The 26,519-nt window shown below is 68.8% G+C and carries 28 protein-coding genes and 4 pseudogenes; 24 read left to right on the top strand and 8 right to left on the bottom strand.

Annotation, left to right across the window (positions count from 1 at the left end; genetic code table 11):
* Nucleotides 1-481: 481 nt before the first annotated feature.
* From FE633_RS11235 to FE633_RS11225, 3 genes are read left to right on the top strand one after another with little or no spacing between them, the layout of a single operon-like run.
* The gene (locus FE633_RS11235) at nucleotides 482-1,327 is read left to right on the top strand and encodes a helix-turn-helix domain-containing protein (protein ID WP_138044985.1); all 846 of its coding nucleotides are present in this window, start codon (nucleotides 482-484) and stop codon (nucleotides 1,325-1,327) included.
* The gene (locus FE633_RS11230; protein WP_138044984.1) at nucleotides 1,324-2,118 is read left to right on the top strand and encodes an SAM-dependent methyltransferase; all 795 of its coding nucleotides are present in this window, start codon (nucleotides 1,324-1,326) and stop codon (nucleotides 2,116-2,118) included. Before FE633_RS11235 ends, FE633_RS11230 begins: the two co-directional genes overlap by 4 nt.
* Nucleotides 2,119-2,159: 41 nt before the next feature.
* A complete protein-coding gene (locus FE633_RS11225) occupies nucleotides 2,160-3,560 on the top strand; it encodes a helix-turn-helix domain-containing protein (protein ID WP_246113557.1) in 1,401 nt (466 codons plus the stop codon).
* A 29-nt stretch (nucleotides 3,561-3,589) separates the two neighbouring features.
* Here the strand turns inward: FE633_RS11225 and FE633_RS11220 are convergent, their stop codons facing one another.
* From FE633_RS11220 to FE633_RS11210, 3 genes are read right to left on the bottom strand one after another with little or no spacing between them, the layout of a single operon-like run.
* Nucleotides 3,590-3,823 (bottom strand): hypothetical protein, encoded by a 234-nt coding sequence (locus FE633_RS11220; RefSeq protein ID WP_138044982.1) that lies wholly within the window; start codon nucleotides 3,821-3,823, stop codon nucleotides 3,590-3,592.
* The gene (locus tag FE633_RS11215; RefSeq protein ID WP_138044981.1) at nucleotides 3,820-4,293 is read right to left on the bottom strand and encodes an ATP-binding protein; all 474 of its coding nucleotides are present in this window, start codon (nucleotides 4,291-4,293) and stop codon (nucleotides 3,820-3,822) included. Before FE633_RS11215 ends, FE633_RS11220 begins: the two co-directional genes overlap by 4 nt.
* A complete protein-coding gene (locus FE633_RS11210) occupies nucleotides 4,290-4,808 on the bottom strand; it encodes a hypothetical protein (protein WP_138044980.1) in 519 nt (172 codons plus the stop codon). The genes FE633_RS11215 and FE633_RS11210 overlap by 4 nt, the downstream gene beginning before the upstream one ends.
* A gap of 273 nt (nucleotides 4,809-5,081) precedes the next feature.
* Here FE633_RS11210 and FE633_RS11205 point away from each other — a divergent pair, with 273 nt between their 5' ends.
* From FE633_RS11205 to FE633_RS11115, 21 genes and pseudogenes are all read left to right on the top strand, one after another.
* A complete protein-coding gene (locus FE633_RS11205; RefSeq protein WP_171059903.1) occupies nucleotides 5,082-5,951 on the top strand; it encodes a helix-turn-helix domain-containing protein in 870 nt (289 codons plus the stop codon).
* The gene (locus tag FE633_RS11200) at nucleotides 5,951-6,163 is read left to right on the top strand and encodes a DUF397 domain-containing protein (protein WP_138044978.1); all 213 of its coding nucleotides are present in this window, start codon (nucleotides 5,951-5,953) and stop codon (nucleotides 6,161-6,163) included. Before FE633_RS11205 ends, FE633_RS11200 begins: the two co-directional genes overlap by 1 nt.
* Before the next feature lie 35 nt (nucleotides 6,164-6,198).
* The gene (locus tag FE633_RS11195; RefSeq protein WP_171059902.1) at nucleotides 6,199-6,444 is read left to right on the top strand and encodes a DUF397 domain-containing protein; all 246 of its coding nucleotides are present in this window, start codon (nucleotides 6,199-6,201) and stop codon (nucleotides 6,442-6,444) included.
* Between the two features lie 296 nt (nucleotides 6,445-6,740).
* Nucleotides 6,741-7,976: a helix-turn-helix domain-containing protein gene (locus FE633_RS11190; RefSeq protein ID WP_246113556.1), complete on the top strand. Its 1,236-nt coding sequence runs from the start codon at nucleotides 6,741-6,743 to the stop codon at nucleotides 7,974-7,976.
* 123 nt (nucleotides 7,977-8,099) lie between these two features.
* Entirely contained in the window at nucleotides 8,100-8,696 is a 597-nt protein-coding gene (locus FE633_RS11185) for a hypothetical protein (protein ID WP_138044976.1), read from the top strand.
* A 409-nt stretch (nucleotides 8,697-9,105) separates the two neighbouring features.
* A complete protein-coding gene (locus FE633_RS11180) occupies nucleotides 9,106-10,575 on the top strand; it encodes a sensor histidine kinase (protein WP_171059901.1) in 1,470 nt (489 codons plus the stop codon).
* Between the two features lie 61 nt (nucleotides 10,576-10,636).
* Nucleotides 10,637-11,155, top strand: coding sequence for a roadblock/LC7 domain-containing protein (locus FE633_RS11175; RefSeq protein ID WP_171059900.1), 519 nt, complete (start codon nucleotides 10,637-10,639; stop codon nucleotides 11,153-11,155).
* A 1-nt stretch (nucleotide 11,156) separates the two neighbouring features.
* Entirely contained in the window at nucleotides 11,157-11,534 is a 378-nt protein-coding gene (locus tag FE633_RS11170; RefSeq protein WP_138044973.1) for a DUF742 domain-containing protein, read from the top strand.
* 22 nt (nucleotides 11,535-11,556) lie between these two features.
* Nucleotides 11,557-12,117 (top strand): GTP-binding protein, encoded by a 561-nt coding sequence (locus tag FE633_RS11165; RefSeq protein ID WP_138045068.1) that lies wholly within the window; start codon nucleotides 11,557-11,559, stop codon nucleotides 12,115-12,117.
* Nucleotides 12,114-12,665 (top strand): GAF domain-containing protein, encoded by a 552-nt coding sequence (locus tag FE633_RS11160; RefSeq protein WP_138044972.1) that lies wholly within the window; start codon nucleotides 12,114-12,116, stop codon nucleotides 12,663-12,665. Before FE633_RS11165 ends, FE633_RS11160 begins: the two co-directional genes overlap by 4 nt.
* Before the next feature lie 174 nt (nucleotides 12,666-12,839).
* On the top strand, nucleotides 12,840-14,045 hold the full coding sequence (locus FE633_RS11155) for an acyl-CoA dehydrogenase family protein (RefSeq protein ID WP_138044971.1): 1,206 nt from the start codon (nucleotides 12,840-12,842) through the stop codon (nucleotides 14,043-14,045).
* Between the two features lie 40 nt (nucleotides 14,046-14,085).
* Entirely contained in the window at nucleotides 14,086-14,886 is an 801-nt protein-coding gene (locus FE633_RS11150) for a zinc-dependent metalloprotease (protein WP_138044970.1), read from the top strand.
* Nucleotides 14,887-14,951: 65 nt separating this feature from the next.
* Nucleotides 14,952-15,416, top strand: coding sequence for a hypothetical protein (locus tag FE633_RS11145; RefSeq protein WP_171059898.1), 465 nt, complete (start codon nucleotides 14,952-14,954; stop codon nucleotides 15,414-15,416).
* Nucleotides 15,417-15,418: 2 nt separating this feature from the next.
* A complete protein-coding gene (locus FE633_RS11140; RefSeq protein ID WP_171059897.1) occupies nucleotides 15,419-16,123 on the top strand; it encodes a GntR family transcriptional regulator in 705 nt (234 codons plus the stop codon).
* Between the two features lie 104 nt (nucleotides 16,124-16,227).
* Nucleotides 16,228-17,034, top strand: a complete 807-nt coding sequence (locus FE633_RS11135) for an SAM-dependent methyltransferase (RefSeq protein WP_138044967.1) — start codon at nucleotides 16,228-16,230, stop codon at nucleotides 17,032-17,034.
* 300 nt (nucleotides 17,035-17,334) lie between these two features.
* Nucleotides 17,335-17,451: pseudogene (locus FE633_RS49735) on the top strand (helix-turn-helix domain-containing protein); the annotation flags it as partial.
* A gap of 63 nt (nucleotides 17,452-17,514) precedes the next feature.
* Entirely contained in the window at nucleotides 17,515-19,584 is a 2,070-nt protein-coding gene (locus FE633_RS11130) for a tetratricopeptide repeat protein (protein WP_138044966.1), read from the top strand.
* Nucleotides 19,500-20,111 (top strand): annotated as a pseudogene (locus FE633_RS49470) (AAA family ATPase); the annotation flags it as partial. The gene FE633_RS11130 and the pseudogene FE633_RS49470, both read left to right, overlap by 85 nt.
* 394 nt (nucleotides 20,112-20,505) lie before the next feature.
* Complete coding sequence (locus FE633_RS48275; protein ID WP_246113555.1) at nucleotides 20,506-21,813, top strand: hypothetical protein; 1,308 nt, start codon at nucleotides 20,506-20,508, stop codon at nucleotides 21,811-21,813.
* Nucleotides 21,810-22,070, top strand: a complete 261-nt coding sequence (locus tag FE633_RS11120; protein ID WP_138044965.1) for a hypothetical protein — start codon at nucleotides 21,810-21,812, stop codon at nucleotides 22,068-22,070. Before FE633_RS48275 ends, FE633_RS11120 begins: the two co-directional genes overlap by 4 nt.
* A complete protein-coding gene (locus FE633_RS11115; RefSeq protein WP_138044964.1) occupies nucleotides 22,067-22,546 on the top strand; it encodes a M24 family metallopeptidase in 480 nt (159 codons plus the stop codon). The genes FE633_RS11120 and FE633_RS11115 overlap by 4 nt, the downstream gene beginning before the upstream one ends.
* Before the next feature lie 96 nt (nucleotides 22,547-22,642).
* On the opposite strand, the gene FE633_RS11110 is transcribed toward FE633_RS11115, so the two are convergent.
* From FE633_RS11110 to FE633_RS11090, 5 genes and pseudogenes are all read right to left on the bottom strand, one after another.
* Nucleotides 22,643-23,434, bottom strand: coding sequence for a nucleoside phosphorylase (locus FE633_RS11110; protein WP_138045067.1), 792 nt, complete (start codon nucleotides 23,432-23,434; stop codon nucleotides 22,643-22,645).
* Nucleotides 23,435-23,593: 159 nt separating this feature from the next.
* Nucleotides 23,594-23,860 (bottom strand): annotated as a pseudogene (locus tag FE633_RS49730) (radical SAM protein); the annotation flags it as partial.
* 1 nt (nucleotide 23,861) lies between these two features.
* A pseudogene (locus FE633_RS11100) lies at nucleotides 23,862-24,047 on the bottom strand (RpiB/LacA/LacB family sugar-phosphate isomerase); the annotation flags it as partial.
* A gap of 246 nt (nucleotides 24,048-24,293) precedes the next feature.
* The gene (locus tag FE633_RS11095; RefSeq protein ID WP_138044963.1) at nucleotides 24,294-25,454 is read right to left on the bottom strand and encodes a DegT/DnrJ/EryC1/StrS family aminotransferase; all 1,161 of its coding nucleotides are present in this window, start codon (nucleotides 25,452-25,454) and stop codon (nucleotides 24,294-24,296) included.
* Nucleotides 25,451-26,509 (bottom strand): NAD-dependent epimerase/dehydratase family protein, encoded by a 1,059-nt coding sequence (locus FE633_RS11090; protein ID WP_138044962.1) that lies wholly within the window; start codon nucleotides 26,507-26,509, stop codon nucleotides 25,451-25,453. The genes FE633_RS11095 and FE633_RS11090 overlap by 4 nt, the downstream gene beginning before the upstream one ends.
* Nucleotides 26,510-26,519 lie beyond the last annotated feature (10 nt).

The raw sequence follows: 26,519 nt of genomic DNA, 5'->3' as shown, positions 1-26,519 counted from the left end.
CAGGACGTCTCGAACCTGTGCGCGAGCCGGTCTATCCTGAGCCCGGCGGCGTGCCGCGAACACGCCGACCGGAGCACCCCAGTGATGGATGGGTCCGTGCCTGGTGTGCCTGACTCAGATGAGTCGCCAGGTGGCCGTTCCCTCTGGGAGCGGCCACCTCTGTGCGTGTTACGTCGTCGGGCGTGCATGCGGACAGGGCTGTGGCTGCTGAGCCGCGTGGCGCGCATAGCCGCCGAAGCTGATCCGGCGGCGTCTTTTCTCAGATCACGCCTGTCCATTCGTCCTCCTGATCCCGATGGCGACGGCGCGTACGTGAACGGAGCCCCCTTCGGCGGCCGGCCGCGATCTCGCGGCTTCCCGTCACCCGCAACTGCGCGCTGGCTGAAGCGGGTTAGACATACTCAAAGGGTTGCGAGCGAAGATTGCAAGGTACAGAGTTTGCACTACCAGCAGGATGTAGAAAGTGCCGGAAGGGGGTTCTGTGGCTCGCGTGAGGTCTGGCAGGACTGTCGCGCACATGGTTCTGGCCACCCGGCTCAAAACGTTGCGTGAGGCGGCAGGGATGTCCCGAGGCGAGGCCGCCACTGCACTGGGGGCCCACACCGCAACTGTCCGCCGCATCGAGCAGGCCGAGACATCCCTGGATGAGGGTCAGGTCCATGCCCTGCTCACGGCGTACGGTGCGGGCACTGCCGAAATCGAAGCATTCCTCGGGCAGCTCGCGGCTGCCAACCTGCCGGGGTGGTGGCATCCGTGGCGGTCTGTCATGGACTCATGGCAGCTGGACCTCATGAGCGTGGAATCCGCGGCCCGGATCATCCGCGTGTGGGAGCCGGCACTTGTTCCTGCCCTGCTGCGTACACCGTCCTATGCTCGCGCCGTCGACAACGTCCGCAGGCCTGACCTGCCCCCTGAGGACAAGGACCGGCGGACTGAGCTGCTCATGGAACGCCAGAAGCGGTTGCGTCACCAGAACACGAGCATCTGGGCCATTATGTCCGCCGCGGCCCTGCGTACGTCCGTAGGCGACGAGGATGTGATGGCCGAGCAGCGGCAGGCACTGAGGGCAGCCGTCGAGCGCCCCGATGTGACCTTGCAGATTCACCCTCTGGACGGTCGTTGCCACCCCATGACCGGCATGCCGACCGTGACCCTGTACCGGGTCGACGTGGAGGAGATCCCCGACACCGTAGTCCGTGAAGGAGATCTGCGCGGATCAGCTGAAGTCTTGAACAGCCTGCACGCAGTGTCCGCGTATCACTTGTTGATGGACCACACCTGCGTCATTGCACTCCATCCCGACGAATCGAAGGAAGCACTGACATGACCGAACCGACCCGCCCGCATCAGCCGATCGACACGTCCGTCGCGCACAGTGCGCGCGTCTGGAACTACTGGCTGGGCGGAAAAGACCATTACCCCGCCGACCAAGCCGCCGGCGACGCCTACAGCAGCAAGTACCCCCACATTGTCCCGTTCGCCAAGGAATCGCGAGACTTTCTCCGGCGCACCACCGCCTTCCTCGCCAAGGCAGGGGTCCGGCAGTTCATCGACCTGGGTGCCGGGCTGCCGACCAGCAACAACACCCATGAAGTCGCACAGCGGGTCTCGCCCGACTGCCGAGTGGTCTACATAGACCACGACCCGATCGTGCTGCTGCACGTCCATGCGCTGCTCACCAGCACCCCCGAGGGCGCCACCGACTATGTGCAGGCGGACATGCGGGACACGGACGCCGTCTTAGCGGGCGCGGCCAAGACGCTGGACATGACCAAGCCGATCGCTCTGGTCATCAACGATGTGCTGGGCCATATCGTGGACTGGGACGAAGCCCGGGGTCTTGTGCGCCGGCTGGTCGAGCACCTTCCCTCGGGCAGCTACCTGTCACTGAGCCATTCCACAGCCGCGGACAAGGAACACCAAGCGGTGCAGGACGAGTACAACAGCTCCGGTGCGATTCCTTACATCTTCCGTGAGCCGTCGGTGGCCGTCGAGCTCTTCGAGGGCACCGAACTGGTCGAACCCGGGTTTACGAGCTGGCCGCGCTGGCGCCCCGACGCGAACACCGGTGGTCTGACCGACCGTGCGGGCTGGGGCGGGGTGGCGCGGATCCTATGACGACGGGCAGTGCGGGGCCCGCGCCCTCCCTTCCTGTGCCGGTGACCCGGTACCAGGTGGTGCGACGACTCACCCATGCAGCGGCCCACTCGGACGCCCAGCTGATTGCCGAAGCCGCAGCCCTGGCCGAGGGCTGGGCAGTCCTGGCGGACCTCATGGGCGGCGTCGTCTGCAGCACCCCTGACACCGCCGGACCTGAGGGGGTGCGTGCCGCCGCGCACCCCCAGCTCTACCCGCACCTGACGATCCGCAAGATGGCGGGTGCCGTCCTCGTGGTCGGTCCCGGCACGGCACCGCCCGCATCCCGCATCGACCTGATCGCGCGGACCAGCGTCGATCTGCTCAGAATGCGGGCGCGGGTCCGTCGGGAGGAGGACACCCGTCACGCTGAGCAGAGACTGCACACCGCCGTTTTGCACCTCCTGCTGAGCGGCCAGTCTCACCTGGCGACCGACGTGCTGGGCACCGCCGCCACACACGCCACAGTGTTCCGGCTGGCCGGTCAGTTGGTGCCTGCCGCCTATCAGGCTCATTGGCGAGCAGCGGAGCCCAGCGTGTCTCCCAAAGCCCGCCACATGCTGGTGTGTATGGAGGGAAACGAGTTGGTGGTCGTCGCGCTCCACGGCCTCGACCATGACCGCCACAGGGCACGCCCATTCGTCGCGCGCATCGCAGACCGACATCAACTGGCCGGCGGCGTCTCAGACCCGTTGCCGCTGGACATGGTCGCCACGGCGTGGGCCGAGGCAGGGAACGCACGGCGCGGCGCAACGTCCGGCTGCCTGGCGTCCGCGACCTTCCTGGGTTCGCACGGGCTGCTCCGCGTCGTGCCCGCCGATCGACTCGCCCTTTGGTCCGCTGCAATCCTCAAGACCCTCAACCGCGAGCAGCACCGGACGCTGGAGGCATACCTGCGGTCGGGGTCCGCTCAGGCCGCCGCAGCAGTGCTCGACGTGTCCGAAGGCACGGTTCGTGCACGCCTGAGCTGGGTCGGCACTGTCCTGGCCGCCGAACTGGGCAACCCCACCGTGCAGGCCCAACTCCTGCTGGCTTTGCGAGCCCCGGCTCCGTCCCAACGAGTCAGCACATCCGCACGTCTTGTTCCCGACCCGCCGCTGCCCACCGATCTACTCGACCCCGGCGACGCCCATCACTGGGCCTCCACCCTCCTCAGACCTCTGGACAGGCCGCTGCGTATCGCCCTTCGATGTTGGCTCCAACACCGTGGCCGCACGGCACCAGCTGCCTCCGAGCTAGGCCTGAGCCGGAGTACGCTCACCGACTGGCTGAGTAAGTGCGGCAGGGCACTGTCCCTCGACCTGTCGTCCACGACAGTGCGGGCGGAACTCCACCTGGCCGCCGAGACGATCGCGACCCCCGAGGACACCCCGGCTCGGTTGCCGCGGCGAGGAGGCAGAACATATCGGGGACAACAGCCCTGAAAAGATTGCTGCGCTAGAAGGCTGCTTGGTCAGCGGGACGGTGGCCCTTGCGGAACCCGCGAGTTGGCGGCCGGCGCGCGTTCACCAAGCGTTGCATCGATGTCGTCCTGGACATGGGAAAGGGCGACCATGTCGATGGCCAGGGATTCCCTCAACCCGGCCACAAACCGCTCTATGAAGGCCCGGTCGCCCACCAGCGCGGCCTTTTCCACAGCGTCGTCTCGCAAGGGCGTCCGCCGCGCAAGGCCGATTACAGCAGTCATCGGTTCCTCCGCGCGGCGGTGGGAATCTCGAAGGTGCACCAGGTCTTGGTTCCGTCAGGACTCACGCCGCACAGAGTGGAGAGCTCGCTGACGATGAACATGCCGCGACCGTTCTCGTCGAACGGGTCCGCTTCGCTGACGAGCGCTCGTTCGGGGGAGCCGTCGTCCACTTCGAGCGCGAGCACGTCGGCGGCGAGGAGGAAGCGGAAGGCGACCTTGTCACCCCTCCCGTGTAACAGCGCGTTGGTGACGAGCTCACTGATCGCGACTCCGGCGTCATCGACCAGCCCGGGAATCCCCCAGTGGCGCAGTTTGGCCGTGCCGATCCGGCGGAGGTAGCCGACCCACCGGCCCTCGTGCTCGGGGATGGGGTGGCCCTCGGGCCTGGGGTCACGCAGGATGCTGAGGGTCAGGTCGTCTCGTACGGCCTCGGAGGCAAGCCCCAGATCCTCGACTGTTCCGACGATCATCGTGATGCCTCCCAAGGAGCCGGCCCGCGTCGGCTGGTCGGCGGGCTCACTGCGGCACCACGTTCTCGGCGTGCACCAGGGCGATGAAACCGCTGTGCATGGCGAACCAGTTCAGTTCGGTCTCGTACTCGTCGAAATGTGGGCTGGGCGGCCCGGGTCAGCGCCACGACTCCGTCGGCGAATCCGCTCTTGACGTGCTGCCGTATCTGCAACCAGCCGTAGCGGTCCTCGGGGACGGTCAGGCTCAGGCAGTCGGTGAAGGTCTGATCGCGGCCGACCTGCCACCCCAACCGCTCCGCGAACTCGCGGGCCGCGGCCAGGGATCGGTCCGCGCTCTGTCCGTTCACCGTGCGGGCGTACAGGACAACCCGAGGAACGCGACCGCGGACCCTCAGCGCTTCGAGCCGCCGCTCCATCTGCTCTCTGCGGAGCTTCATGAGCTGGACGTTCCGGTCCGGTGCAACGCGAACGATGTCGGGACGGAACTGGCGGTCGAATTCGTTCTCGCGGTCCATCCAGTCGGTGGAGGCGCTGGATGCGCGGGTGGTGCTCTGGCTCGTCATCAGCGGCCTCGGCTTCGTCGGAGGGGTTCGGGCCAGCGCCCGGCCCGTACGACGGCAGCCGTGACCGTGCATCACAAATGATCATGACTTGATGGACAGTCACGTCCGCCGCGGACTAGCTTGCTCCCATCGAGTATCGACGCGCAATATCGAGCACGAAAATGCAGAATCGACAGAACACTTGTTTTATCGCCAACGCTCCTCGCGACTGACAGAATGCTCCCCATGACTCAGACGAAGCTCCCTCCGCCTGTCATGAGGCGTCGCGTAGGTAGCTTGCTGCGCGATTTTCGCGAGCGGGCCGACCTGGGCCCCGGCGCAGCCGCCAAGCAACTCGGTTGGGACTCGACGCGACAAGGTCGCATCGAGCGGGGCATCTACCGAGTCACCGAAGAAGACATCCGCAAGATGCTGGAGGCGTACGGCATCCACGGGGACGAGGAGGCCGTTCGCGAGATGGCCGCAGCCTCCAACGAGTCGCCGAAGGCCGGCTGGTGGGGCTCATACATCGGCCAAGTCTCCGACGCGCTCCTCGACTTCGTCACCCTTGAGTCGAAGGCGAAGAAGATCCGGGTTCAGCATCCTGCGATCATCCCCGGCCTGCTCCAGGCTCCTGGATACGTCAGGGAAATCTTCAACAACCCACTCCACCCGGACAACCGCGGGCTGTCAGACATGCTGAGCGCCATCCGGATGGCGCGCCAGGAAGTGCTCCACCGCCCCGGGAACCCGGTCCAACTTCACGCACTGATCTCCGAAGCCGCCCTCCTGCACCGATTCCCCAACGCACCGGGGGTGATGAAGGAGCAGCTACGCAAGCTGGCGGACGACGCCGGACAATCCAACATCACCATCCAGATTGTCCCGTCAGATGTCCCCGCCTACGCGGCTGCGAACCAAGCCATGACCATCTTGGACTTCCGCCACCCCTGGCCCACGGCCGTCTCCATCGACAGCTCCCTGGGTGGCAACTTCCTGGACAAACCAGCCGAAGTGAGCGCCCTCGTGGTCGTGTTCGAGAAGATCGCCGAACTCGCACTTCCCGCGGACGAGTCGCGGGATCGCATCAATGCTCACCTTGAGGAGAACTTTTGATGACCCGCTACACCCGCATCGATGAGAAGACTGGCCTGACCTGGCGAAAGTCGTCCTACAGCGGTGGGGAGCAAGGGCAGTGCGTAGAGGTCGCCGAGACGAGCAGCGCCGTCCACGTTCGGGACTCCAAGAACGCTGACGGCCCTGCGCTGACCTTTACCCGAGCCGAGTTCGGCGCCTTCGCTCAGTTCGCGTCAGAGTTCGGCGTCTAACCCATACGCATCGAACGAAGGGATTCGCCTCCCCAGTGACCACCAACAACGGACGCTCTCTCACCGGACCACAGCTTGAGGGGGCTGTCTTGAAGAAGTCTTCGTACAGCGGAGACTCCCAGGGGCAGTGCGTCGAGGTTGCTGCCCTGACGGCCGCGCCGTTCGCCGGCATGCGGGCTTTCCGGGACTCGAAGAACCCGGATGGCTCCGCGCTGGTCTTTCCAGAGTCCTCGGTCGCAGGGTTCCTCGCGGACGTTCGAGACGGCGAGTTCGACGTCTGACCCGCTCAACACACGCGTCGAGGCCCGTCTCCCCCATCCCATATCTGGGGGAGACGGGCCTCGACGTACTTCTGTACCCATAGGCCATGGCAGCGTACCCCGCGAGATCGCTTCGCTCCGTGAAATTCCTGGAGGCCCAGGTCTGGTCCTACGTACACGGCATGGGTCAGACAGCCCTGGGGAACGCAACAGCGGCCTTCGCCAAAGGCGAAGGCCGCCGAGCGCATTCACCAGGGCGGCGCCCCGGGTACCGTTCTGTTGTCGACGCAGAACGGAGCTTCAGTATGCCCGAAGACATGGACACTCACATCGGTGCTCGCGTAAAGGTCGCCCGCAACGCGAAAGGCCTCACCCAACCGGAGCTGGCCGGACTCCTCGGACGCTCGGAATCCTGGCTGGGCAACATCGAGAGCGGCCGAGTCCGCCTCGACCGGTACTCGCTGATCACGGCCATCGCGGACCAGTGCGATGTCGACGTGGTCTGGTTGCTCGGCCAGCCCTACCGGCTGCAGCACAACGGTGGCGGGAACCTGGCCCACTCCTACATCTACGCCCTGCGCACCGGCATGCGCCGATCCGGCCTCATCCTCTCCGGCCACCCAGAACTGGGCCCGCAGGGAACCCCCGTCCCCCTGGAGCAGCTGCAGACGAGGTCCCGCAAAGCCAACACCGCACGGCAGAACGCGGACCTGCCCAAGGTCGCGATGCTCCTGCCCAGCATGGTCGAGGATCTCAACACCGCCCTGCTCGTCAGCGAAGGCCAGGACAAGGAGGAAGCGCTGCGGCTCCTCGTGGACGCTGCCCGCACGTCCAGGATGCTGCTGAATCAATTGGGATACCCGGACTTCGCCTGGTTCAGCGCCGAGGTCGCCGCCAACGCCGCGACCCAGCTCGACGACCCGATGGTGAAGGCCGAAGTCGCCTGGGACCGTTGCGGCGCTCTGCTGCACCAGGCAAGCCTCTCGGAGACCGTCGCCGTGGCTGAGGCGGCGCTGCGCGACCTGGAACCGCTCGCCACGGCTCCCCGGCCGGCGAGCGAGGTCTTGTCGCTGCGGGGCGCGCTCCACCTGCGCTGCGCGATTGCTCATGCCCGCGGGTCCAGGGGAGCGGACGCCTGGAGCCGTGTCGATGCGGCCCTCGAGGACGCTGACCGCCTCGGCTCGGAGTGGTACGACCTGGACGCCCACACCGTTTTCGGAAGGGGAACCGTCGCTGTTCACGCCGCGGAGGTCGGCGTCGAGATCAACGAACCCGACGCAGGTCTGTCCAAGGTGCCCGACGTGTCCGTGGATGAAGTCCCCAGCAAGGAACGGCAGGTCCACTACCAGATCGACAAGGCGCGAGCTCTGCGCCGCATGAACCGGCTGCCGTCCGCGGTGACAACGCTGAAGCAGGCGGCTTCCCAGGCCCCCTATTACACGCACTCCGACCCGATGGCCCGCGCCCTGGTCACAGACCTGGCCCAGGTCGGTGTTCCCTCCCAGCAGGGGGCGCTGTCCTCCCTCGTACGCAGCATGGAACTGGTGCGCTAACGCCAAACTCCCGCTCTGAGGCGGAAGTTGAAAATCGACCCCTCAAATTTTGAGGGGTCGCAGGCGCTCTCGTGGCCCATTGTGATGTGCGTCGCTGACGACCCATCACAGCGAGGGACTGCCATGCAGCGTATCGACACACGAAACCCGGCCGCCTGCGGTGCTGCGTACACCAGCATTCTTGGGTGGCCGATCGCCCCTGGGCACAGGCACAGGCCCAGGGGCGGCTGCACGTGCGGCAACCCCGAGACCTGCCCCGGATCCGGAGCACACCCGCTGCCCGGACCGCTGACCCCCAGCCCTGCGGACGGCCTGGCCGCCGAGCTGGATGCGTCGCCGGGGGCCGCGCTGATCGCCCCCACGGTCCCCTTCGATGCCCTCGTGCTGCCACGGTGGACCGGTCTCTCCGTAGTGATGTGGATCGCCCGCCGCACGACAGTGCCGTGCCTCCTGCAGGGCGAGGACCACGCTGTACTGCTCGTCTTGCCGGCCACCGGCCGGTACGCAGTACCCGAGGGGACAAGCCCGTCGACCGTTCAGGTCCGGTCCGGCCCTGAGCAGTGGATCGCCCTGCCGCCCTCCCACGGTGCCCGATGGGACACCCCACCGTGGCACGAGCAGACTCAAGACCCGCTGCCGCTGATCCCGGGCGGCGATCTGCTCGGAGCCCTGGCGTCGGCCCTGCGCGCCACGGCCGAGCCCAGCGGAGCACAGCTGTGACCCGTCACGGGCACGGCGTCCTGCGGGTAACTCCCCCTGCCGCTCGGGGACTTCCGCAGGGATCACCTGAAACGACTCATCTACGAGGAGACACCACCGTGGTCCGGCTGTTGACGCCGCCGCCCTGCGTCCGCGCCGTCCGGCCGCCCCTGTAGCCGGGTCGCCGGGGCTGAGGTCCGTCGTTCCCCCGTGGCGGATCATCGAGCCCCGGCGGCCCTTCCACGCTCCTGCCGAACCCCATCCCCCCCCCCCCGCGCATCCTCGCTGATCCCCGAGGTTCTTGATGTCTTTAACTGTCATACCTTCGCCACCGGCTGGCCACCGCCGCAGCCGAAGACGACGCCGTTCGCCGGGTGCAGAGGCACTGTGCACGCAGGCGGGCCTCAGGGCGCGACTGCGGTTACTGCCCTTGGCCTCCGGGGCGTCCACGGCCCTCGTCGCGGCAGCGGCGTCGGCGGCCTACGCCACCGGCGTGATGTCCGGCTGGTGGGCCGTGCCGGCCGCTGGAGCGGCGTGCGCGGCCGTCGCTGCCGTGGTGGACCGCTGGGCGAAGCAGACGGCGCACGCCCTGGAGCAGCAGCGCGCCGAGGTCGAGGAGCGGACTCAGCAATGGCTCACGTACTACACGGCGATGGCCGCGGAGAGCGGCAAGAACCTCAGCCTTGCCCTTGAGCAGCTGGCCCGAGGGGAAACCCCGGTCATGCCCGCGGTGCCGTCGAACAACGAGACGGTCAAGCACGATCCGTGGCGGGAGCTGGAAGCCACGCTGCGCCGCTCCTACGCCATCGCCTGGCACTCCGTGGTCGGCCGTCGGCAGGCGAATTCCGACCTGTCGGAGATCTTCCTCAACCTCGCAGGCGGCCTTTTCGGGCTGGTCGTCCGGGCGTTGGGGATCGTGACGCAGCGCGAGGCCACGGTCGAGGACCCCGAGACCATGTACGACCTGCTGGACGTCGACAGCCTGCTGCGCCGCATCCGGCGGCATGCAGCCCGGTTCGCTGTGCTGGGCGGTCAGCTGGCCCGTGTGGTTGATGAGCCGATCCGGCTGCTCGACCTGGTACGCGGCGCGGTCGCCGAGGTCGAGCGGTACGACCAGGCGAAGATCCCGACACCCAAGTTCGATGTGCAGATCGCAGCGGGAGGCGTCGGGCCTGACCTGATACATCTGCTCGCCGAGCTGATCGAGAACGCGACGAAGTACTCACCGCCCCAGAACAAGGTGACCGTCGCGGCCAGTGAGGTTCAGGCGGGTCTGCTCGTCGAGATCGAGGACCGCGGGCTGGGCCTGGACAGCACACAACTGCGCTACTTCAACCGGCTTCTGACCTCTCCTCGGGAGGGCGATATGGCGGAGCGGCTGGCCGAGCATCAGACCGGCCTGCTGGTGGTCTCCCGGCTCGCCGCCCGCTACAAGGTGACGGTCCACCTCAAGCGGAACATGTTCGAGGGCACCACCGCATACGTCGTGATCCCCAAGGCCCTGCTGCAAAGGCCCGGCCCACGGCAGCCGTCCCGCGCGGCGAACGCACCTGTGGCCCCCCGGCCGGGCTCGCCGGGCCCGCGTCCGTCCGGCGACCCGCCCTCTAATCCGGTGGCGGCCTCCGGTACGGGGTCCCTCCCTCGCCGCAGCCCGCAGCGCAGGCCACCGGCCGGGGGTGGGCAACCGCAGCGCGGCGTGACCAGGCCAGATCTGCCCCGGCGGCCACGGCAAGCCGTCGACCAGCAGCCGCCGCCCGCACCTGCAGAGCGCACGGGACCCGAGCCGGCCCCCGATGTCGCAGCCGATTTCATGGCGAACTTCACCACCGGTTTCGAGCGGGAAGAAGCCCCCGCCTCACAACCGCCTGCAGAACCCCCGCCGTCCGGCACTGACCACTGACCCCCACCGGTGCCCGGCCCCCGCGCCGTGGCACGACCCGTACGAAGAGACGGAGCTTGTGATGACGCAGAACACGACCACACCCCAGCAGGGTGGGGTCCAGAGCCTGGAATGGCTGCTGAGCGACCTGCTCGGCGTGCCGGGAGTGACCGGAGCACTGCTCGCCGCCCAGGACGGTCTGAAGCTGGCCTACACCCGCCAGGAAAGCCAGTTCGCGGACCAGGGTTTCGACGTGGACACCGCTGACCGCGTCGCGTCGGTGATCAGCGGCATGTACGCCCTCACCAACGGCATGGCCGTTATGAGGGGAGGCACGGCGCGGGATCTCCAGCTGGGCGTGCTCAAGCACAAGGACTGGACGCTGTACGTAGTGAGCGCCGGCAGGGGCGTGCCCGAGGGAACACCGCTGGGCCCGGGGCGCCGTCCATGCGACATCGAATGCACCCTGGGTGTCCTGACCAGCCCGGGAGCGGACGAAGGAGCCATCGGGTTCGAGATGCGGAAGCTGGTCAAGAGCATGGACCGCCACCTGCGGACGCCGGCTCGCCGACCCGAACCCGGCCTCACTGACGGCCAGTGACATGGCAGCCTTCGCCGGTCGGTCATGGACGCGGCAGGCCTCCGAGGGCCCGGCTCACTTCATCCTGACCGGCGGCCAGACCCGGCCGAGCCGGGACCTGAGGGTCGAGACCCTGCTGACGGCTCACGACCCGGCGCCGCCGACGGGATCGCAGATCCCCGAGGCGGAACAGGCCATCGCCCTGTGCCGGGGACAGCCGTCGTCGGTGGCCGAGATCGCCGCGCTGGTGGACCTTCCCGTCCAGATCACCAAGGTTCTGCTGTCCCGCCTCATGGATGCCGGCGCGCTGGCCGTCGCCGACAAACCCGCCACCCATACCCCCGATGATTTCGTCACTCTCCTGGAGGCTGTCCGTGACGGGCTTCAACGGTCCCTCTGATACGGCCGCCGGTCTCGTCGCGATGAAGATCGTCGTAGCGGGGGGCTTCGGCGTCGGCAAGACCACCTTCGTCGGCTCTGTCTCGGAGATCACCCCCCTGCGCACAGATGCTCTGATGACCTCCGCGTCCGAAGGCATCGACGACCTCAGCCTGCTGCCCGAGAAGTCCCATACCACGGCCGCTATGGACTTCGGCAGGCGGACCTTCCCTCAAGCCGTGCTGATGATCTTCGGGACTCCCGGGCAGGACCGCTTCTGGTTCATGTGGGACGAGCTGGCCGAAGGGGCCATCGCCGCGGTGGTCCTCGCCGACACCCGCCGCCTGGACGACTGCTTCCCCGCCATCGACTACTTCGAGGGGCGCGGCACACCGTTCCTGGTCGCCGTCAACCAGTTCCCCGACGCCTACGACTACAGCCCCGACGAGGTCCACGTGGCCCTGGGCCTCTCCGACCGCGTGCCGGTCATGATCTGCGACGCCCGTACGGGCAGTTCGGCGACCGCTGTCCTCGTCCGGGCCATGGACCTCGCCATCGAGCACGCACTCACTCTCCGCTCGACAGTCCAAGGAGCCTCGACATGATTCACAGCGCCGGCAACGAACCCCTGCTGGACCAGCCCACGCCAGGTGACTGGGAATCCCTCCTGCCCGACGTCATCGACCTCGCCAACCCGCCCGTGGGAGCGTTCGACGCCTTCGCGGCCTTACTCGCCGGCGAGTCGGGCCTGCCCTACGCGATGGTCAACTGGTTCGGCGTCATGCCGGATCAGCAGCTTTTCGTCGGCCTGTACAACCCCGTCGGAACGGACCTGCCGCAGGCGGACCGCACCATGCCGGAGCTCACCCACGGCTGGTGCCCCGACGTCGTCGAGAACCGCAGGACGCTGATCCTCAACGACACCTTGGCCTACGCGCAATTCGCGACCAACCCGGTCATCGACGAGTTCGGCATCCGCACCTACCAGGGCTCACCACTCATTGACCCGCGCACCGACCAGGTGTGGGGGACCATCTGCGGCATTGGGCCCAATCCCCGCCCTCGCAGCGTGGGACGGCCCTCGCGCGCCTTCATGGAGCACCACCGCGACCTGCTCGTGAAGGCCGTCCAAGAACGTACCCGGATCCCCTAACCGCCCGCTCTTCGGCGGCATTTCACCGACATCGCGCGGCACGAGAAGCACGCCGCTGGAAGACAGATTGTCTTCCCGGTTCGACGACATCCCGGACCGCCCTGCCCCGCCGATGCAACCCAGCACCGGAGCGGACGCACCCCCGCCCCCTGCCCAGAAAGAGGGGATCCGACCATGCCCGCCCTCCTCTCCAGCCCGTTCCTGACCGAGGACCATCTCCGTGTCCAGCAGCAGGTCACAACCTTCACGGACACCCGGATCGCTCCTCTCGCTGCGGAGATTGAGGCGCGCGGCCCGCACACCGACCACGAGATGCGCCGGGTCCTGACCGAGACGGGTTGGCTCGGCGTGCTGATCGACACCGAGTGGGGCGGCCTCGGCCTAGGCCACGTCGCCAAGACGCTGATCCTGCAGGCGATATCCCGCGTCAGCCCCGCGGCCGGAGCGATACTGCAAGCGTCCATCCTGGGCGCCGCCCCCATCGCCGAGTACGGCAGCGTGGAGATGCGGCGCACGTGGCTGCCGGAGATCGCCGCAGGCCGCTGCTGGCCGACGATCGCCGTGACCGACCCCGAACAGGGCAGCCACGTCCTCGGGATGAAGGCCACAGCCCGCCGGCGCGGCAAGCACTACGTCCTCACCGGCGAGAAGATCCTCATCGGGAACGCGGGCATCGCAGACGTCCACTGCGTCATCGCCCGCACCGGCAGGCCCGGCAAGCGCCGCAGCCTGACCGCCTTCCTCGTCGAGAAGGACACCCCGGGACTCGACATCATCCCGGCCCCCGTCAACGGGCTGCACGGCTTCAGCGTCGATACGCTGCGGCTGGTCAAGGTCCGCGTTCCCAAGTCCCACGTCATCGGCAGGGTCGGTGACGGGCTCGCCGTCGCCCAGAAGGCATCCGTCGTCTACGGCCGCCTCAACCTGGCCGCCGTCGCCCTCGGCGTCCATCAGCGGATGCTGGAGGAGACCGCCCGGCGGGTCTCCACCCGCAAGCGCTACAACGGCCACCTGTCCGACCTGGACACCGTCGGCCACCGCATCGCCGAGATGAAGACCGGCCTGATGAGCGCCGAGTTGGCCGCCTACTTCGCTGCCTATCTCCTCGACCAGGGCACAGCGTGCGACCCGTGGCTGCACTACGCCAAGCTCACCGCCCACCGGGCAGGAGCGGCCTCTTCTGAGCAGGCCAAGCAGCTGCACGGCGGGCACGCCGCCCACACCGGCAGCCTCATCGAACAGCTCCGCCGCGACATCGACCTCATCCACGCCCCCGCCGGACCCGACGACCTGCAGCTCAAGCGGCTCGCTGAATCCGTCCTCGGTCCGCACCGCTCGCAGTGGTCCGCACAGCACGCGGCCCGCCCGCAAACCACCTGACTCCCTACGTCCCTCATCCACTCTCAGCCGAAAGCCCGTCATGATCAACTTGTACGTCCAGAATGAGTCGGCCCGCAGTGAGGAACTGGCCGAACAAATCGAACGGCTCCTCACGCAGGCGATGCCAGCGGTGGAGAAGGTCACCGGCCTGCCCGCGCCGGACACCGTCACCGTCGAACTCGTGGACGTCGATGGCCTCGCCATAGCGTGGAGCGCCTTCATACGCCGCCAGATCGAACGCGACACCGCCGAACTCGACCTCACCGAATGGCAACGGAAGAGGGCCGCCGCCCTGCCACAGGCTGAGCGGTGGAGGGCGCTGAAAGTCGGGATGAGCACGGAATACACCCTCATCGCCAACAGCACCGGACGGCCGTCGACACTCCTCATCCCCGAGGCTCTGGGGCAGCAGGGCCTGACCGACCCCGACCGGCTGTGTGAACTGCTGGTCCGGGCACTCGCCGAGCAGACGCAGGTCACGGCCTGTGGTGGGACCCTCGTCCCGGCCCCGGTCTGGCCGCAGACCCTGGCCACCCGGGATGTCAACACGCTCCTCAGCCACGGCCACGCACAGTGGACGAGCGAGAAGGCGACCCCGCTGATACTCGGTCACCCTGTCGTCCGCGAGGACCGTCGCAAGCAACGTCACGTCAAGAAGGTGTTCTCCCTCCTCGGCTTCGGAGTGGCCAGGCAGCAGGCCCGTGCCACCGCTCTCGTCGACGAGGCCATCGCCGCCGTCGGCACGGACCGCTTCAACCACGTGTGGACGGCAGCTGGCCTGCTCCCCAGCGTCGCCGAACTCCGCCAGCCCGCCCGCTGGATCAAGCGCCTGCCTGCCTGACCCGACCTCCAGTACTGAACGGCATTTTCGTGACTCCCCTGTTCCGCACCCTCGTACGGCCACCTGTGTCCGCCAGCCCTGAGCCAGCCTGGGAGATCCCCACCCTGCCCGGCGGGGAGCCGGGTCGTGAGGCGTACGCACTGCTGGGCTCGGCCTGGCGCAGCTCTGCAGAGCGGCTCGTCGACACCGGGCGCGGCTTCGACTGCGTACGGGCACCCCAGTTGTACGCCTCTGCGGCCTTGGACCAGCTGCGCGAGCTCGGCGCCCGCCGCGGTGCCGTGGCCGCCGAAGGCGACTGCTGGACCTTCTTCGTCCCGCCGGGCTCCAACGACCGCTCCTGGCCGTCGTACGCCGCCTACGTCAACGGTCCCTCCGTGTGGGTGCCGCCTCGAAGCGCACGCCGTGATGATCTCCACTTGCGGTGGATCACCCGCGAGCCGGCCGGACACCTGTTGACCGATCCGCAGTGGCTGTCGGCCCTGCTGACCGATCCGCAGTCGGTGTCGGCGCTGGTCGCCGAGGAGTGGTGATCTTGGACGCCGTTAGGGAGCTCCTCGACGACGAGATTCACTTCCTCAGCCCGAAGCGAGCTGGTCAGGCCCACCGCGTATACCGGGGCCTGCGAGAAGCGATCACCGCAGGCATCATTCCGCCGGGAACGCTCCTCGACTCCTCCAGGGACCTGGAGAGCGGCTACAAGGCGGACCGTCACGTCGTGGCCGCCGCCCTGCGCGGTCTCGCTCGGGAGGGCCTGGTCCACGTGCATCACCTGGGCGCACGCGTCGTCGACGTTCCCATGCAGGCGGCCCTGAAGCAGACACCCGAATTCGTTGAACGCGCGATGCGCCAGCGCCTCGCGGACGGCGTCTACGAGCCCGGGACATTCCTCCCCCGCACCTCAACGATCGCGCGCGAGTTCGGCCTTGCCACACCCGCGTTCCGCAGCGCTATCCAGCCGCTGGTCCACGTGGGATACCTCATCGGCTCAGTAAGTCCGAGGGGCACGCTGGTCACACACGACGTCGCCGAAGTCCAGCCCGAGGAACTGCTCACACCGGCGGCCAGCAGGAGCCCGATCCCACACACCCGGCAGTACGCCGCGTTCGGGGAGAGCAAGACCCTCAGCGACTGGACCGGGGACGACCGCTGCGCAGTCGCCTACGGCGTGCTGCGCAGAAGGCTCGTCGAGAGTGGATGGGATTTCCAGAGAGCTCTCACCAGGCCACTGCTCCTGTGACGCACAGACCGGACGACTCCTCACCAATCTCCGCAGCGTCCCTTTGGTACTCAAGCCCGCGAGCGTCTGCCCGCCCATGCCTCACGTCAACAGGCAGGACGCCGATGATCCGACCCTCTGGAGGACTCCCCTTGCCTAGCGAGATCGACACCTCAATCCCCAGTTCGGCACGCATCTGGAACTACTGGATGGGAGGTAAGGACAACTATGAGGTCGACCGCGTGGCGGGTGACGCCTACCGCAAGATCGCCCCGCAGGTCGTGCCGATGGCCCGCGAGTCGCGCAAGTACCTGATCCGCGGCGTCACCCTTCTGGCTGGGGAACTCGGAATCCGCCAGTTCCTCGACATCGGAACAGGCATGCCGGCATACGACAACACCCACGAGGTGGCTCAGCGGATCGCCCCAGAGGCCAGGGTCGTCTACGTCGACAACGACCCGATCGTCCTGGCCCATGCCAGGGCCCTGCTCTACAACACGTCTCCGCAGGGCAGCACCGACCACCTCAACGCCGACCTCCGCGACCCGGAGAAGATGCTCGACGCTGCCCGCCGGATCCTGGACTTCACCCAACCCGTCGCCTTGATGCTCATGGGCATCCTCGGCCATGTCCCCGACTATGAGGAGGCAAAGGCGATCGTCCGCCACCTCCAGGCCGCTCTGCCCGCCGGCAGCTACTTCATGCACTACGACCGCATCAACACCGACGCCGAACTCACGAAAGCGCAGCAGGGCTACAACGAGACCGGCGCGGTCCCGTACGCCCTGCGCAGCATCAAGCAGCTCGCCGCCTACTACGAAGGACTCGAGGTCCTGGAACCCGGCATCGTCTCCTGCCCCCTGTGGCGTCCTGAGTCCCGCGTCTCCCCAGAGCCGACGGACATCTATGGAGGTATCGCCCGTAAGCCATGATGTGCGCCGCTCCCGCTGATCGCCGGCGGATCAAATTGTCGGTGACTGTCCAGGGCGGGTTCGACGCCACACAGGCTCACGCATGAGCTTTCCGCCTACTTAACGCTATAGGCGCGGACGGTTCCTACTGCCAGCAAGGCAGCACGGTCTGAGGTCGATTCCGCTGAATCTCACCACGTATGGAGGTCCCTTCCGGCGCAGCGATCCAAATCATTCCGGGAACACGCACCCACCCTGAAAGCCGAATTTCGACGCACTAACAGGAGCTCCGTTGCAGTCCACATTTTCTGACAGCTCACAGTGTCATGCACGTCCCTTCGCACTGGGCCTGACCGAGGCCGTGCCCGCTCCCGCGGCTCCATCCGTGACATCTGTGAGGAAACGGGGAGGTCGTACGGCGCGATCCATCGCCTGCTCAAGGGTCCGGGGTCACCTTCCGCCCGCGCGGCTTCCAGCACACTGCCGCCCCGGGAGATCGCAGTGACGACGAATGAGATCGGCGGGGACGCACATCTGACCGGCCTCATCGTCCAGGCCCGCGACGTCAACGGCGGGACCCACCACCATCCGCCGGCGCAGAAGCTGCCTCCGCCCCGGCAACTACCTCTGGTGCCAGCTCACTTCACCGACCGTGAGGAGGAGGCGGACGCGCTGGACGCGGCACGCCTCGACGGTGCCGCACTGGCCGTGATCAGCGGACTCGCCGGGGTCGGAAAGACGGCACTTGCTGCACGGTGGCTCACCGGCCGCACGGCCGAGAACGAGGCACAACTGCATGCCGAGTTGGGCGGCCATGCCGGCCCGGCAGCGCCGGAGGCCGTGCTGCAGCAGTGGCTACGCGCCTTCGGTATCCACCAGCCGCCGGCCGGGCAGAGGGAGTTGACCGGACTGTGGCGCTCGGTCACCGCCGACCGCCCGGTCGCGGTCCTGCTCGACAACGCGGGCCACGCCGACCAGGTCCGGCCCCTGCTGCCCGCCGGCACCGCAAGCATGACCGTCGTCACCAGCCGACGGTCCTTGTGGGAACTGGCGGTCGACGGCGCCGCGCTCCTGTCTCTCGGACCGCTCACCCCGCGCGCGGCAGTCGCACTGCTGGCCCGGTTCACCGGCACGCGGTGGATGGCAGCGGAACCCGAGCCCGCTGCCCGCCTCGTCCACGGGTGTGCACACCTGCCCCTCCCGCTGGTCCTGGCCGGCGCCCGCCTGAAGTCCCGGCCCGCGCGCAGCCTCGCGGCGGCCGCCGACGCCCTTGTTCACCCCCTTCGTGAGGATCCCGCCCGGATGGCTATCACCACTGGACTGACCGAGACCTACACCGGCTTGGAGGCGACCGCGCAGTATGTCTACCGGTCCTTGAGCCTGCTGCCGGTCGACGCCGTCGACCCGGACATGGTGGCCGCGGTCTGCCGACTGGAGTGGGCCGAGGCCGACTGGCTGCTGGAAGTCCTCGCCGACGAGCAACTGCTGGAGCCGTGCGCGTCTGCTCCCGGCTCGGCCGCGCGCTACCGCATGGGCACAGCCGTCCGCGAGCACGCCCGCGCCCTCGCCGAACAGCACGACGCGTCGGAGGAGCGAGACGGCGTGGTCGGTCGGCTGTGCGTGTGGATGCTGGCAATCGCCACTCACGCACAGGAGCGGCTCACCCCCGCTCAGGCCACCCTGCGCAGCACACTGCCCTCCTCCCCCGACGCCCCGGCCGTCTTCACTGATGATGCGGAGGCGATGGCCTGGCTGGAGGCGCACGAGACCAGCCTCCTGGCCGTGCTGCAGGCGGCGGTCGCCGCCGGAGCGGACGAGACTGCCTGGCAGCTCGTCGACGCCTTCTGGCCGTTATTCCTGCGCCGACACCCCTACACGCTGTGGGCGAAGGCGCACGAGATCGGGCTCGCCGCCGCCCGCCGCGCCGGCAACCCCGCCGCCGTCCGGCAGATGCTGCTCTCCGGCGCGATCGGACTGAGCTCGGCAGGCCGCCTGACGGACGCCACCGACTGGTACACCCAGGCCCTGGACGCCGCGCGTGCAGACGGCGACCCCCGGGACGAGGGCCAGGCCCTGCTCGGCCTGGGATCGTGCCACCACAATGTCGGCCGCCCGGAGCAGGCCCTTCCGCTCCTGGCCCGGGCCATCACCCTGTGGGAGGAGCGCAACTACCCCCGCGGGGTCGCCCTGGCGACGATCGTGCTGGGCGAGATCGCCCTCGCCGACGAGCCCGGCCGCGCGCTGGACCTGTTCGTCCGGGCGCGCACCATGCTGCTGGAGGCCGACGACCCGTACGACGCCACCCGGGCGCTCGTCCTCCAGGGCCACGCCCGCGTCCTCGTCGGCGACAGCGACGCCGGCGTCCGCGATCTGGAAGAGGCCCTGGCGGTGCTCACCGATGCCGGGAGCACTCGGTGGCGGGCCCGCGGCCTGGAGCTGCTCGGCCAAGCGCACCTCGACCGCGGCGAGCGCGATGCCGCACGCGCGTGCTTCCAGCAGGCCGCGGACCTGTACGTGTCGATCCGACCGGCGGACGCCGAGCGGGTTCGCGCCCTGGCAGGTGGGCTGTGACCGCGGCACGCCCCGCGGGGGGCGACGGCGCCCCACCGCCGTTCTTGCAGCCCTCGCCGGGTTCGGGCACCGACAACAGGCTGTCGGACAGCACGCTCTACGGGCCCAGCGTCCAGGCCGGCCGGATCCACGGTGGTGTCCATTTCCACGAGGCAGCGCCGTTCGCCCCGCCGGTCCCCCGGCAACTGCTGCCGGTGCCCGCCACCTTCACCGACCGGGAATCCGACCTCGCCACCCTGATCACCCAGATCGGGGAGCTGTCCGACTACGGCGTGCGCACGGTGGTGATCAGCGGGCCCGGCGGCGTCGGCAAGACCACGCTGGCGAACCGACTGCTCCACCAGGTGTCCACCGCGTACGGCGGTGGACAGCTCTACGCAGATCTGCGCGGCTACGCCCCCGCGGGCCCGGCCCGTACCAGCGAGGTCCTCGCCCGGTTCCTGCGTTCTCTGCGTCCCGGTGCGCAGCCCGCATCCGTGGAGGAGCTGGCCGCCTGGTGGCGGTCGGTGACCGCCTCACAGCCGGACCGGCCCGCGATCGTCCTCCTCGACAACGCCCGCAGCGCCGCCCAGGTCCGGGACCTCCTCCCCGGCGGGAGGGGCCACTTGGTCGTCGTGACCAGCCGAGACCGTCTGGCCGAACTGGTCCCCGACGGCGCCGTACTGCACCGGCTGGCCCCGTTCGACGACGTGGCCGCCCGGCAGTACCTCACCCGCTGTCTCGGCGAGGACCGCGTAGCCCGTGAAGCCGGTGCCACCACACAGATCACCCGCCGCGCCGCCGGCTCACCCATGGCACTTGCTCTGACCGTGACGCACCTTGCCGCAGCCCCGGACCGGCCCTTCGCCGAGCTGGTCGCCGGCGCCCCGAGCAGTGCCCCAGCAGATCCGTCGCATCCAGATCGCCCGTCAGGAGGCGGCCGTGAACCAAGCCCTCGACCAGTCGTACTGGTCACTTCCGCGCAGCACCCCCGCCCCGGTCGTCTACCGGCGTATGGCGAGCGTGTTCACCGTGGACTTCGACGTGCCGCTCACGGCCGCCGTCTGCAGTCTGCCGTGCGCGGAAGCGGAAACCGTCCTGGAACAGCTGCACGAGCGGAACCTCATCGAACTCCACCAGGAGTCCGCTTTCCGCGGCCGCGTCTACCGCTTCCACGACACCGCTCGCGCCCACGCCCGGGACCGGGCCACCGTGGAGGCCACCTTCGGGGAAGCAGAGGAGATCCTGCAGCGGGCCCTGGACTTCTACCTGACGACCGCGAGCGCGGCCGAGAAGATCCTCACGCCCACGCACCGCCCCCTGCGCCGGGACTACGTCTACCCGCCCGCTGAACTGATGGTGTTCGCGGGCGAAGACGCCGGTCTGGCCTGGCTCTATGCCCAGCGGGACAACCTGCTGCACGCGGTGCGTGCTGCGGTCGCCGCCGGCCTGGACCGATCCACCTGGCAGCTGACCCACGCCATCTGGCCGCTGCTCCGCTCGTCCCACGACTACGAGCTGTGCTCCGAGAGCCACGAACTCGGTCTTCAGGCCGCGCGCCGCTGCGGGGACCGTGAGGCCGAAGTCGAGATGCTCAGCACGTGGGGTGTGGGGCTGCGCGGCGCGGGCAAGTTCGAGGCCGCCGCCGAGACCTTCGCGGCCGTCCTGCGGCTCGCCCGCGAGGAACAGGACCGTCGTGCCGAGGCCCAGGCCCTGCACGAACTCGGATCCGTGAACCTGCACGGCGGTCATCCGGCCGAGGCGGAAGGCTTCCTGCTCCAGGCCCGTCAGCAGCGCATCGAGTTGGGCCGCACGAGCGAGTCCGAGACCGACCGGCTCACGTACACGCGGGCCGTGGCGATCACCATCGTCTGCCTCGGCCACGCCCAGCTCGAACTCCACCGTCCTGCCGAGGCGATCGAGACCCTGAGCGCCGCCCGTACGACACTGCTCGAAATCCAGGACTCTTTCGATGCCGCCCGGGCGCTCGCGTGGCTCGCCCGAGCGCACGCCGCCGGGGGCGACCCGGGCAAGGGCGAGGAGGAGGGTCGGCGGGCCATCGCAGAGTGCGACGCTGCCGGATCAGCGCGCTGGCGTGCCCACAGCCGGGAGCTGCTCGGCCACACCCTTCGCGAGATCGGCGACGCCGATCCGGCACGAGGTCTCTACCAAGAAGCCATCGTCATCTACGCGGCCGTGAGCCGTCGGGATGAGGACCGCGTCCGCCAGTGCCTTCAGGAACTCTCGTGATCATCTGCCGACCGCGGGCCACGCGTCCCCGCGCAGTACGTCGCGCGCGCAGGACCCATGCCTTCGCCGGCCCCACCCTGGCCAAGCGCGAGGACCAGCTCGTCGTCGTCCTGATGAACCTGAAGAACGACGGCGGTCCCGAGCCGAAGCGGGGCGTCCTGCATGGACTCGCCGTGTCACGTCGTCCGCGGACACACGTGGGAGGCCACGCCGCACTGCATGCCTTGCTGATCACCGACTACTGGAGATGGACATGATTCGCCTGCCCGGTACCAACATCGTCATCACGCCCCTGACTCCAATGGAGACGCAGGTCCTTGAGCAGATGTCCCTCGGGTGTGATCCCGATGCCGGCGCGGCCGCCCTGTCCATGAAGCGAACAACGTTCAATCGCCACTCCACTCAGATCGGATTGAAGCTCCAGGTCAAGGGGGCCGCGGTGAAGGTCCACATGGGGTATGTCGCCGGCCAACTCACCCCGCCCGATCCGGCGGTGGCTCCAGAGGAATTCGACGACGCCGAGCAGAGATTGTGGCGGGCGCTCGCGCTTCACGACGCATCCGCTGAGATCGCCCGGGCAGCAGGCGTTAACCAGTTCGACCTCTCCGATGCCGTCGAACGGCTGCTGGAGAAGGCGGGAGCGCAGAGCGAGGCTCACCTGATCCGCCTCGGTCATGCCTTCGGTCTTCTCACCACCGCCCTCATTCCCCAGCCGAGCGCCCCAGATTCATGACGTCCGGTCTCCCCTCCGCCCTTTCACCGCGGCCGGGCCGACTGGCCACGCACCGGTTGCCGGGCAGGTACTCTCGGCTCGTCCGCCGTCCTGTTCCTATGCGCTGGGTCTCTCCGCCAGAGTGCGGGTGGCGGCCTCGTAAAGGACTCGCAGGCCCGTGCCGGTTCTCGGCGAGTCCGTTCGCATCGTGCGCCGGGCGAGGGAGTCGGCCACCGTGAAGGCAGCAGCGGCCGGAATCCCCCGGTAGGCGGCGACCGCGAGTACGCCCGCTGCTTCCATGTCGGCGGTCAGAACTCCCTCGGAGACGTACTGGTACACCTCGGCTTCGGTCTCCCGGTACAGGGCGTCGGTGGTCCAGGCGCGGCCCGTGTGCGGCTTCTCGCCGAGCAGGGTGAGGTGCCTGGTCAGCGTCTGGGTCAACGCACTGTCGGGGGCGATGTAGCGGCCGGGGCGCAGGTAGTGGTGTGAGAGCCCTTCGCCGCGTAAGGCCTCACGGCAGACGACGAGGTCGCCGGCCGCCAGGGTGTCGGTGAGGGTGGCGGCGGTTCCGATGGTGATGATGGCGCGGGCGCCGAGGGCGATGAGTTGTTCGACGATGAGTGCGGCCGCCGGGGCTCCGCGGCCGAAGCCGGAGCAGATGACGGCTCCGTCGGTGGTCCGGTGAAGGTCGGCTGCCACCCAGGGGCCGAGCGGCCATACGCCGTCACGGCGTACGGTTTCGCGGGCCAGGGACGACTGGAAGACGAGAACGGCACCGGCTGTGTGGGTGAGGTCGGCGTCGGGGTGGCGGCGGCGGATGTGCGCGGCGTGCTCGGCGGGGTCGGTCAGCGACGCCACGGTGTGCTTGCCGGAGAAGCGTGGGACGCCGTGCGGGGCCGGACCGGTCACGCGGTGGCCATCCGCTTCTCGAGTGCGGCCAACAGCCCTTGTTCTTCCGCCGGGTCGACCTCGTTGACGGGGTGCCAGGGCAGGATGGCATCGTCGAAGTGCCGCAGGTGCCGCTCGAAGTCGAGGCCGTGGGCGGCCAGGGACTGCAGCAGGTCTCCAGATCAGGTCGGCGTCGGCGAACTCGGGGGCGATGGTGATGATGCCGCGGGCCTGGGTCAGGCTCAGTTCGGTGAACAGGTGCCCGAAGTCGCCGAGTTCGTTGACGTCGCGCAGGAAGTCGGGGGTCATCTCGTCGGCCCGGACGGAGCCCATGATGGTGCTCACCTTGATGCCTCGGATGGCGGCGCGGTCGCGGTAGGCGCGGATGCGCTCCAGCAGCTGCCGGCGGTGCCGGTACTGGGTGAAGGTCGGCGCGCTGATGATGATTCAGGCGGCGGGCCAGCGCAAGGTCGATGACGCCGGCGCCCAGGCACAGGACTTGAGCGTCGTTGTGTGTCACCGCGTGCTCCACGCTCAGCCGGTCGTGGGCGCAGGCTGCGCGGATGCCGGCGACTTTGTTGGCGGCGATCGCCATGCCGAGGCCGGTGTGGCAGATGAGCAGGGCCCGGTCGGCGCCGACAGCAATGCGCAGTCCCGCGGGCATGGGTGACCTCCTGAGAAGGCGGGGCATGGTGCACGGTGGCAGGAGTGGAAGCGGCCGGGGCTCGGCGTCCTGCCAGCGGTTCCACCCTGGGCAGGGCGCGCGAGAGCGGGAAGGCGCTGAGGCGGTGCGGCGGGAGTGCTGCGACGAGCATTGGAGGAGCACCGCCTCACGCGCTGTTGCTCGCCCGGACCGCGGGCTACGGTGCGCGGCTGGCCGTCACGTCCACAGGGAGCGGACGGCGGTGATGACGTGGTCGACATGCACGTCGGTCATGGCCGGGTAGCACGGGAGTGACAGCTGCCGGGCGGCGGCGGTCTCGGTGACGGGCAGCGTCTGGTCGCCCAGAGACCGGTAGGGGCCCAGGGTGTGCACCGGTTTGAAGTGGACGCTGGTGGAGATCTGGTGGCGCTGCAGCAGGGTGGCGGCTGTCTGATCTCGGTCGAGAGGCGCGTCGGCGGGGTCGATGAGCACCGGGTAGAGGAACCAGCCGTGCTGGACTCCGGGCAGGACCGTGGGGGTGGTCAGGCCGGGCAGATCGGTCAGGGCCTGCGTGTAGGAGGCGGCGATGGCGGCGCGGCGCGCGGTGAAGTCGGGCAGCCTCTCGTACTGCACGGCGGCGATCGCGGCCGTCACGTCCGGCATGACGTACTTCAGGCCGGGCACCACGACCTCGTAGTCGGCGGTGTTGCGTTTGCCGTGCCGCTGCCAGGCGGAGGAGTCGATGCCGTGCCGTCCCAGCAGCCGGGCCTGGTGGAGCAGGTCGCCGCGGCCGGCGAGGACGCCTCCTTCGCCGGCGGCCGCGACCTTGTTGGCGTAGAAGCTGTAGGTGGCCAGGTCACCGGCACTGCCAGCGCGCAGTCCGTCCCGGCTGGCGTACAGGGCGTGGGCGGCGTCCTCGATGAGCAGCAGGCCGTGCTGGTCGGCGAGGGCGCGGAAGGCTTGCATGTCGCACATGTGGCCGCCGTAGTGCATCACGGCGATCCCTTTGGTGCGCGGTGTGATCGCGGCCTCGGCCGCCTCGGGGGTGATGTTGAGGGTGACGGGGTCGACGTCGACGAAGACGGGCCTGGCGCCCTCGCGTAGCAGGGCGTTGGGTGCGGCGCAGAAGGTGAGGCTGGGAGTGATGACCTCATCGCCGTCGCCGATACCGGCGGCGAGGAAGGCGAGGTGGAGAGCGGCCGTGCAGGAGCTCACCGCGAAGGCGTCGTCGACGGAGAGGGCGTCGCGTACGGCGTGCTCGAGGCGGGTGGCTTTGGGGCCGTGTGTCAGCCAGCCGGAGCGGAGGGTGTCGACGACCTCGGCGATCTCCTCCTCGCCGATCAGGGGCTGGTTCCACGGCAGCGGTCCGGCGGTGGTGGGCGCGGGAGTTGAGGTCATCGGGCGCTCCAGTCGGTGGTCGCGTAGTCGGCGTTCAGCCGGGTGCAGTCGTCGCTGCCGAGCGCGTGGATACGGCCCGCGGCCAGGGAGGTCTTCAGGCCGACGAGGTTGTCGTATTCGGGCAGGTCGGGGTCGTCGAGTTCCTTGGACTCGACCGCTTCGGCGACCTCGCGTACCCCGTGGGCGAGGGTGGTGGGGCAGCTGCCGGGGAAGGCGGTGGCGAGGCGGTCGAAGCGGGTGTCGTAGTCGCGGGCGTCGGCTTCGTCGCGCTCGGGACCGCGGTCGATCCGGGTGCCGGGCACGGTCTGCTCGACGGTGCGGGCGATGTCGGCGATGGTGAAGTTCTCTGCGTTGGCACCCACGTTGAAGGTCTGGTGGCCGCTGGGTGCGGTGAGGACTTTGGCGAGGACGTCTGCGACGTCTGCGACGTGGACCAGCGGGCGCCGCTGTCCGCCGCCGTTGAGGGGGATCCGGCCGGTGGCGACGGCCTGGGCGGTCATGCGGTTGGCGACGGAGTCCAGGCGCTGGCGCGGGGAGCGGCCGTGCACAGTCGCCAGGCGCAGCACGGTCAGGTCCTGCCCGTCCATGAGGCCGGCCAGGGTGCGTTCGGCCAGGACCTTGGTGCGGGCGTAGATGCCGAGCGGGTTGGGAGCAGTGTCCTCATCGACGGTTCCCTCGCGGCTGCCGTAGACGCTGCAGGAGGAGAAGAACACGTAGTGGCCGACGTCGGCGGCGCGGGCGGCCTCGGCGGCCAGGACCGGGGCGGCGTAGTTGAGTTCGACGGCGAGAGTTTCGTCGAGGGCGCAGGCGGGCTCGCCGACCAGGCCGCCGAGGTGGACGACCGCGTCCGCGCCGGTGGCTGCCGCCCGCAGGGCGGCGGGATCGCGGAGGTCGGCATTCACGAAGGCGCTGGCGGTGGGCAGGATGCGGATGGGGTCGTCGCCGCGCTGGTAGATGAGGCCGTCGACGACGGTGACGTGGTGTCCGAGGCTGGTCAGGTGGCGGGTGGCGACGGTGCCGAGATAGCCGGCGCCGCCGAGTAGGGTGATGCGCACAGGGCGCTCC

It is taken from the genome of Streptomyces montanus (assembly GCF_005786655.1).
GTDB lineage: Bacteria > Actinomycetota > Actinomycetes > Streptomycetales > Streptomycetaceae > Streptomyces > Streptomyces sporangiiformans.
The sequence above is the reverse complement of the archived record's forward strand: the minus strand, read 5'-3'. Positions and strand labels throughout refer to the sequence as shown.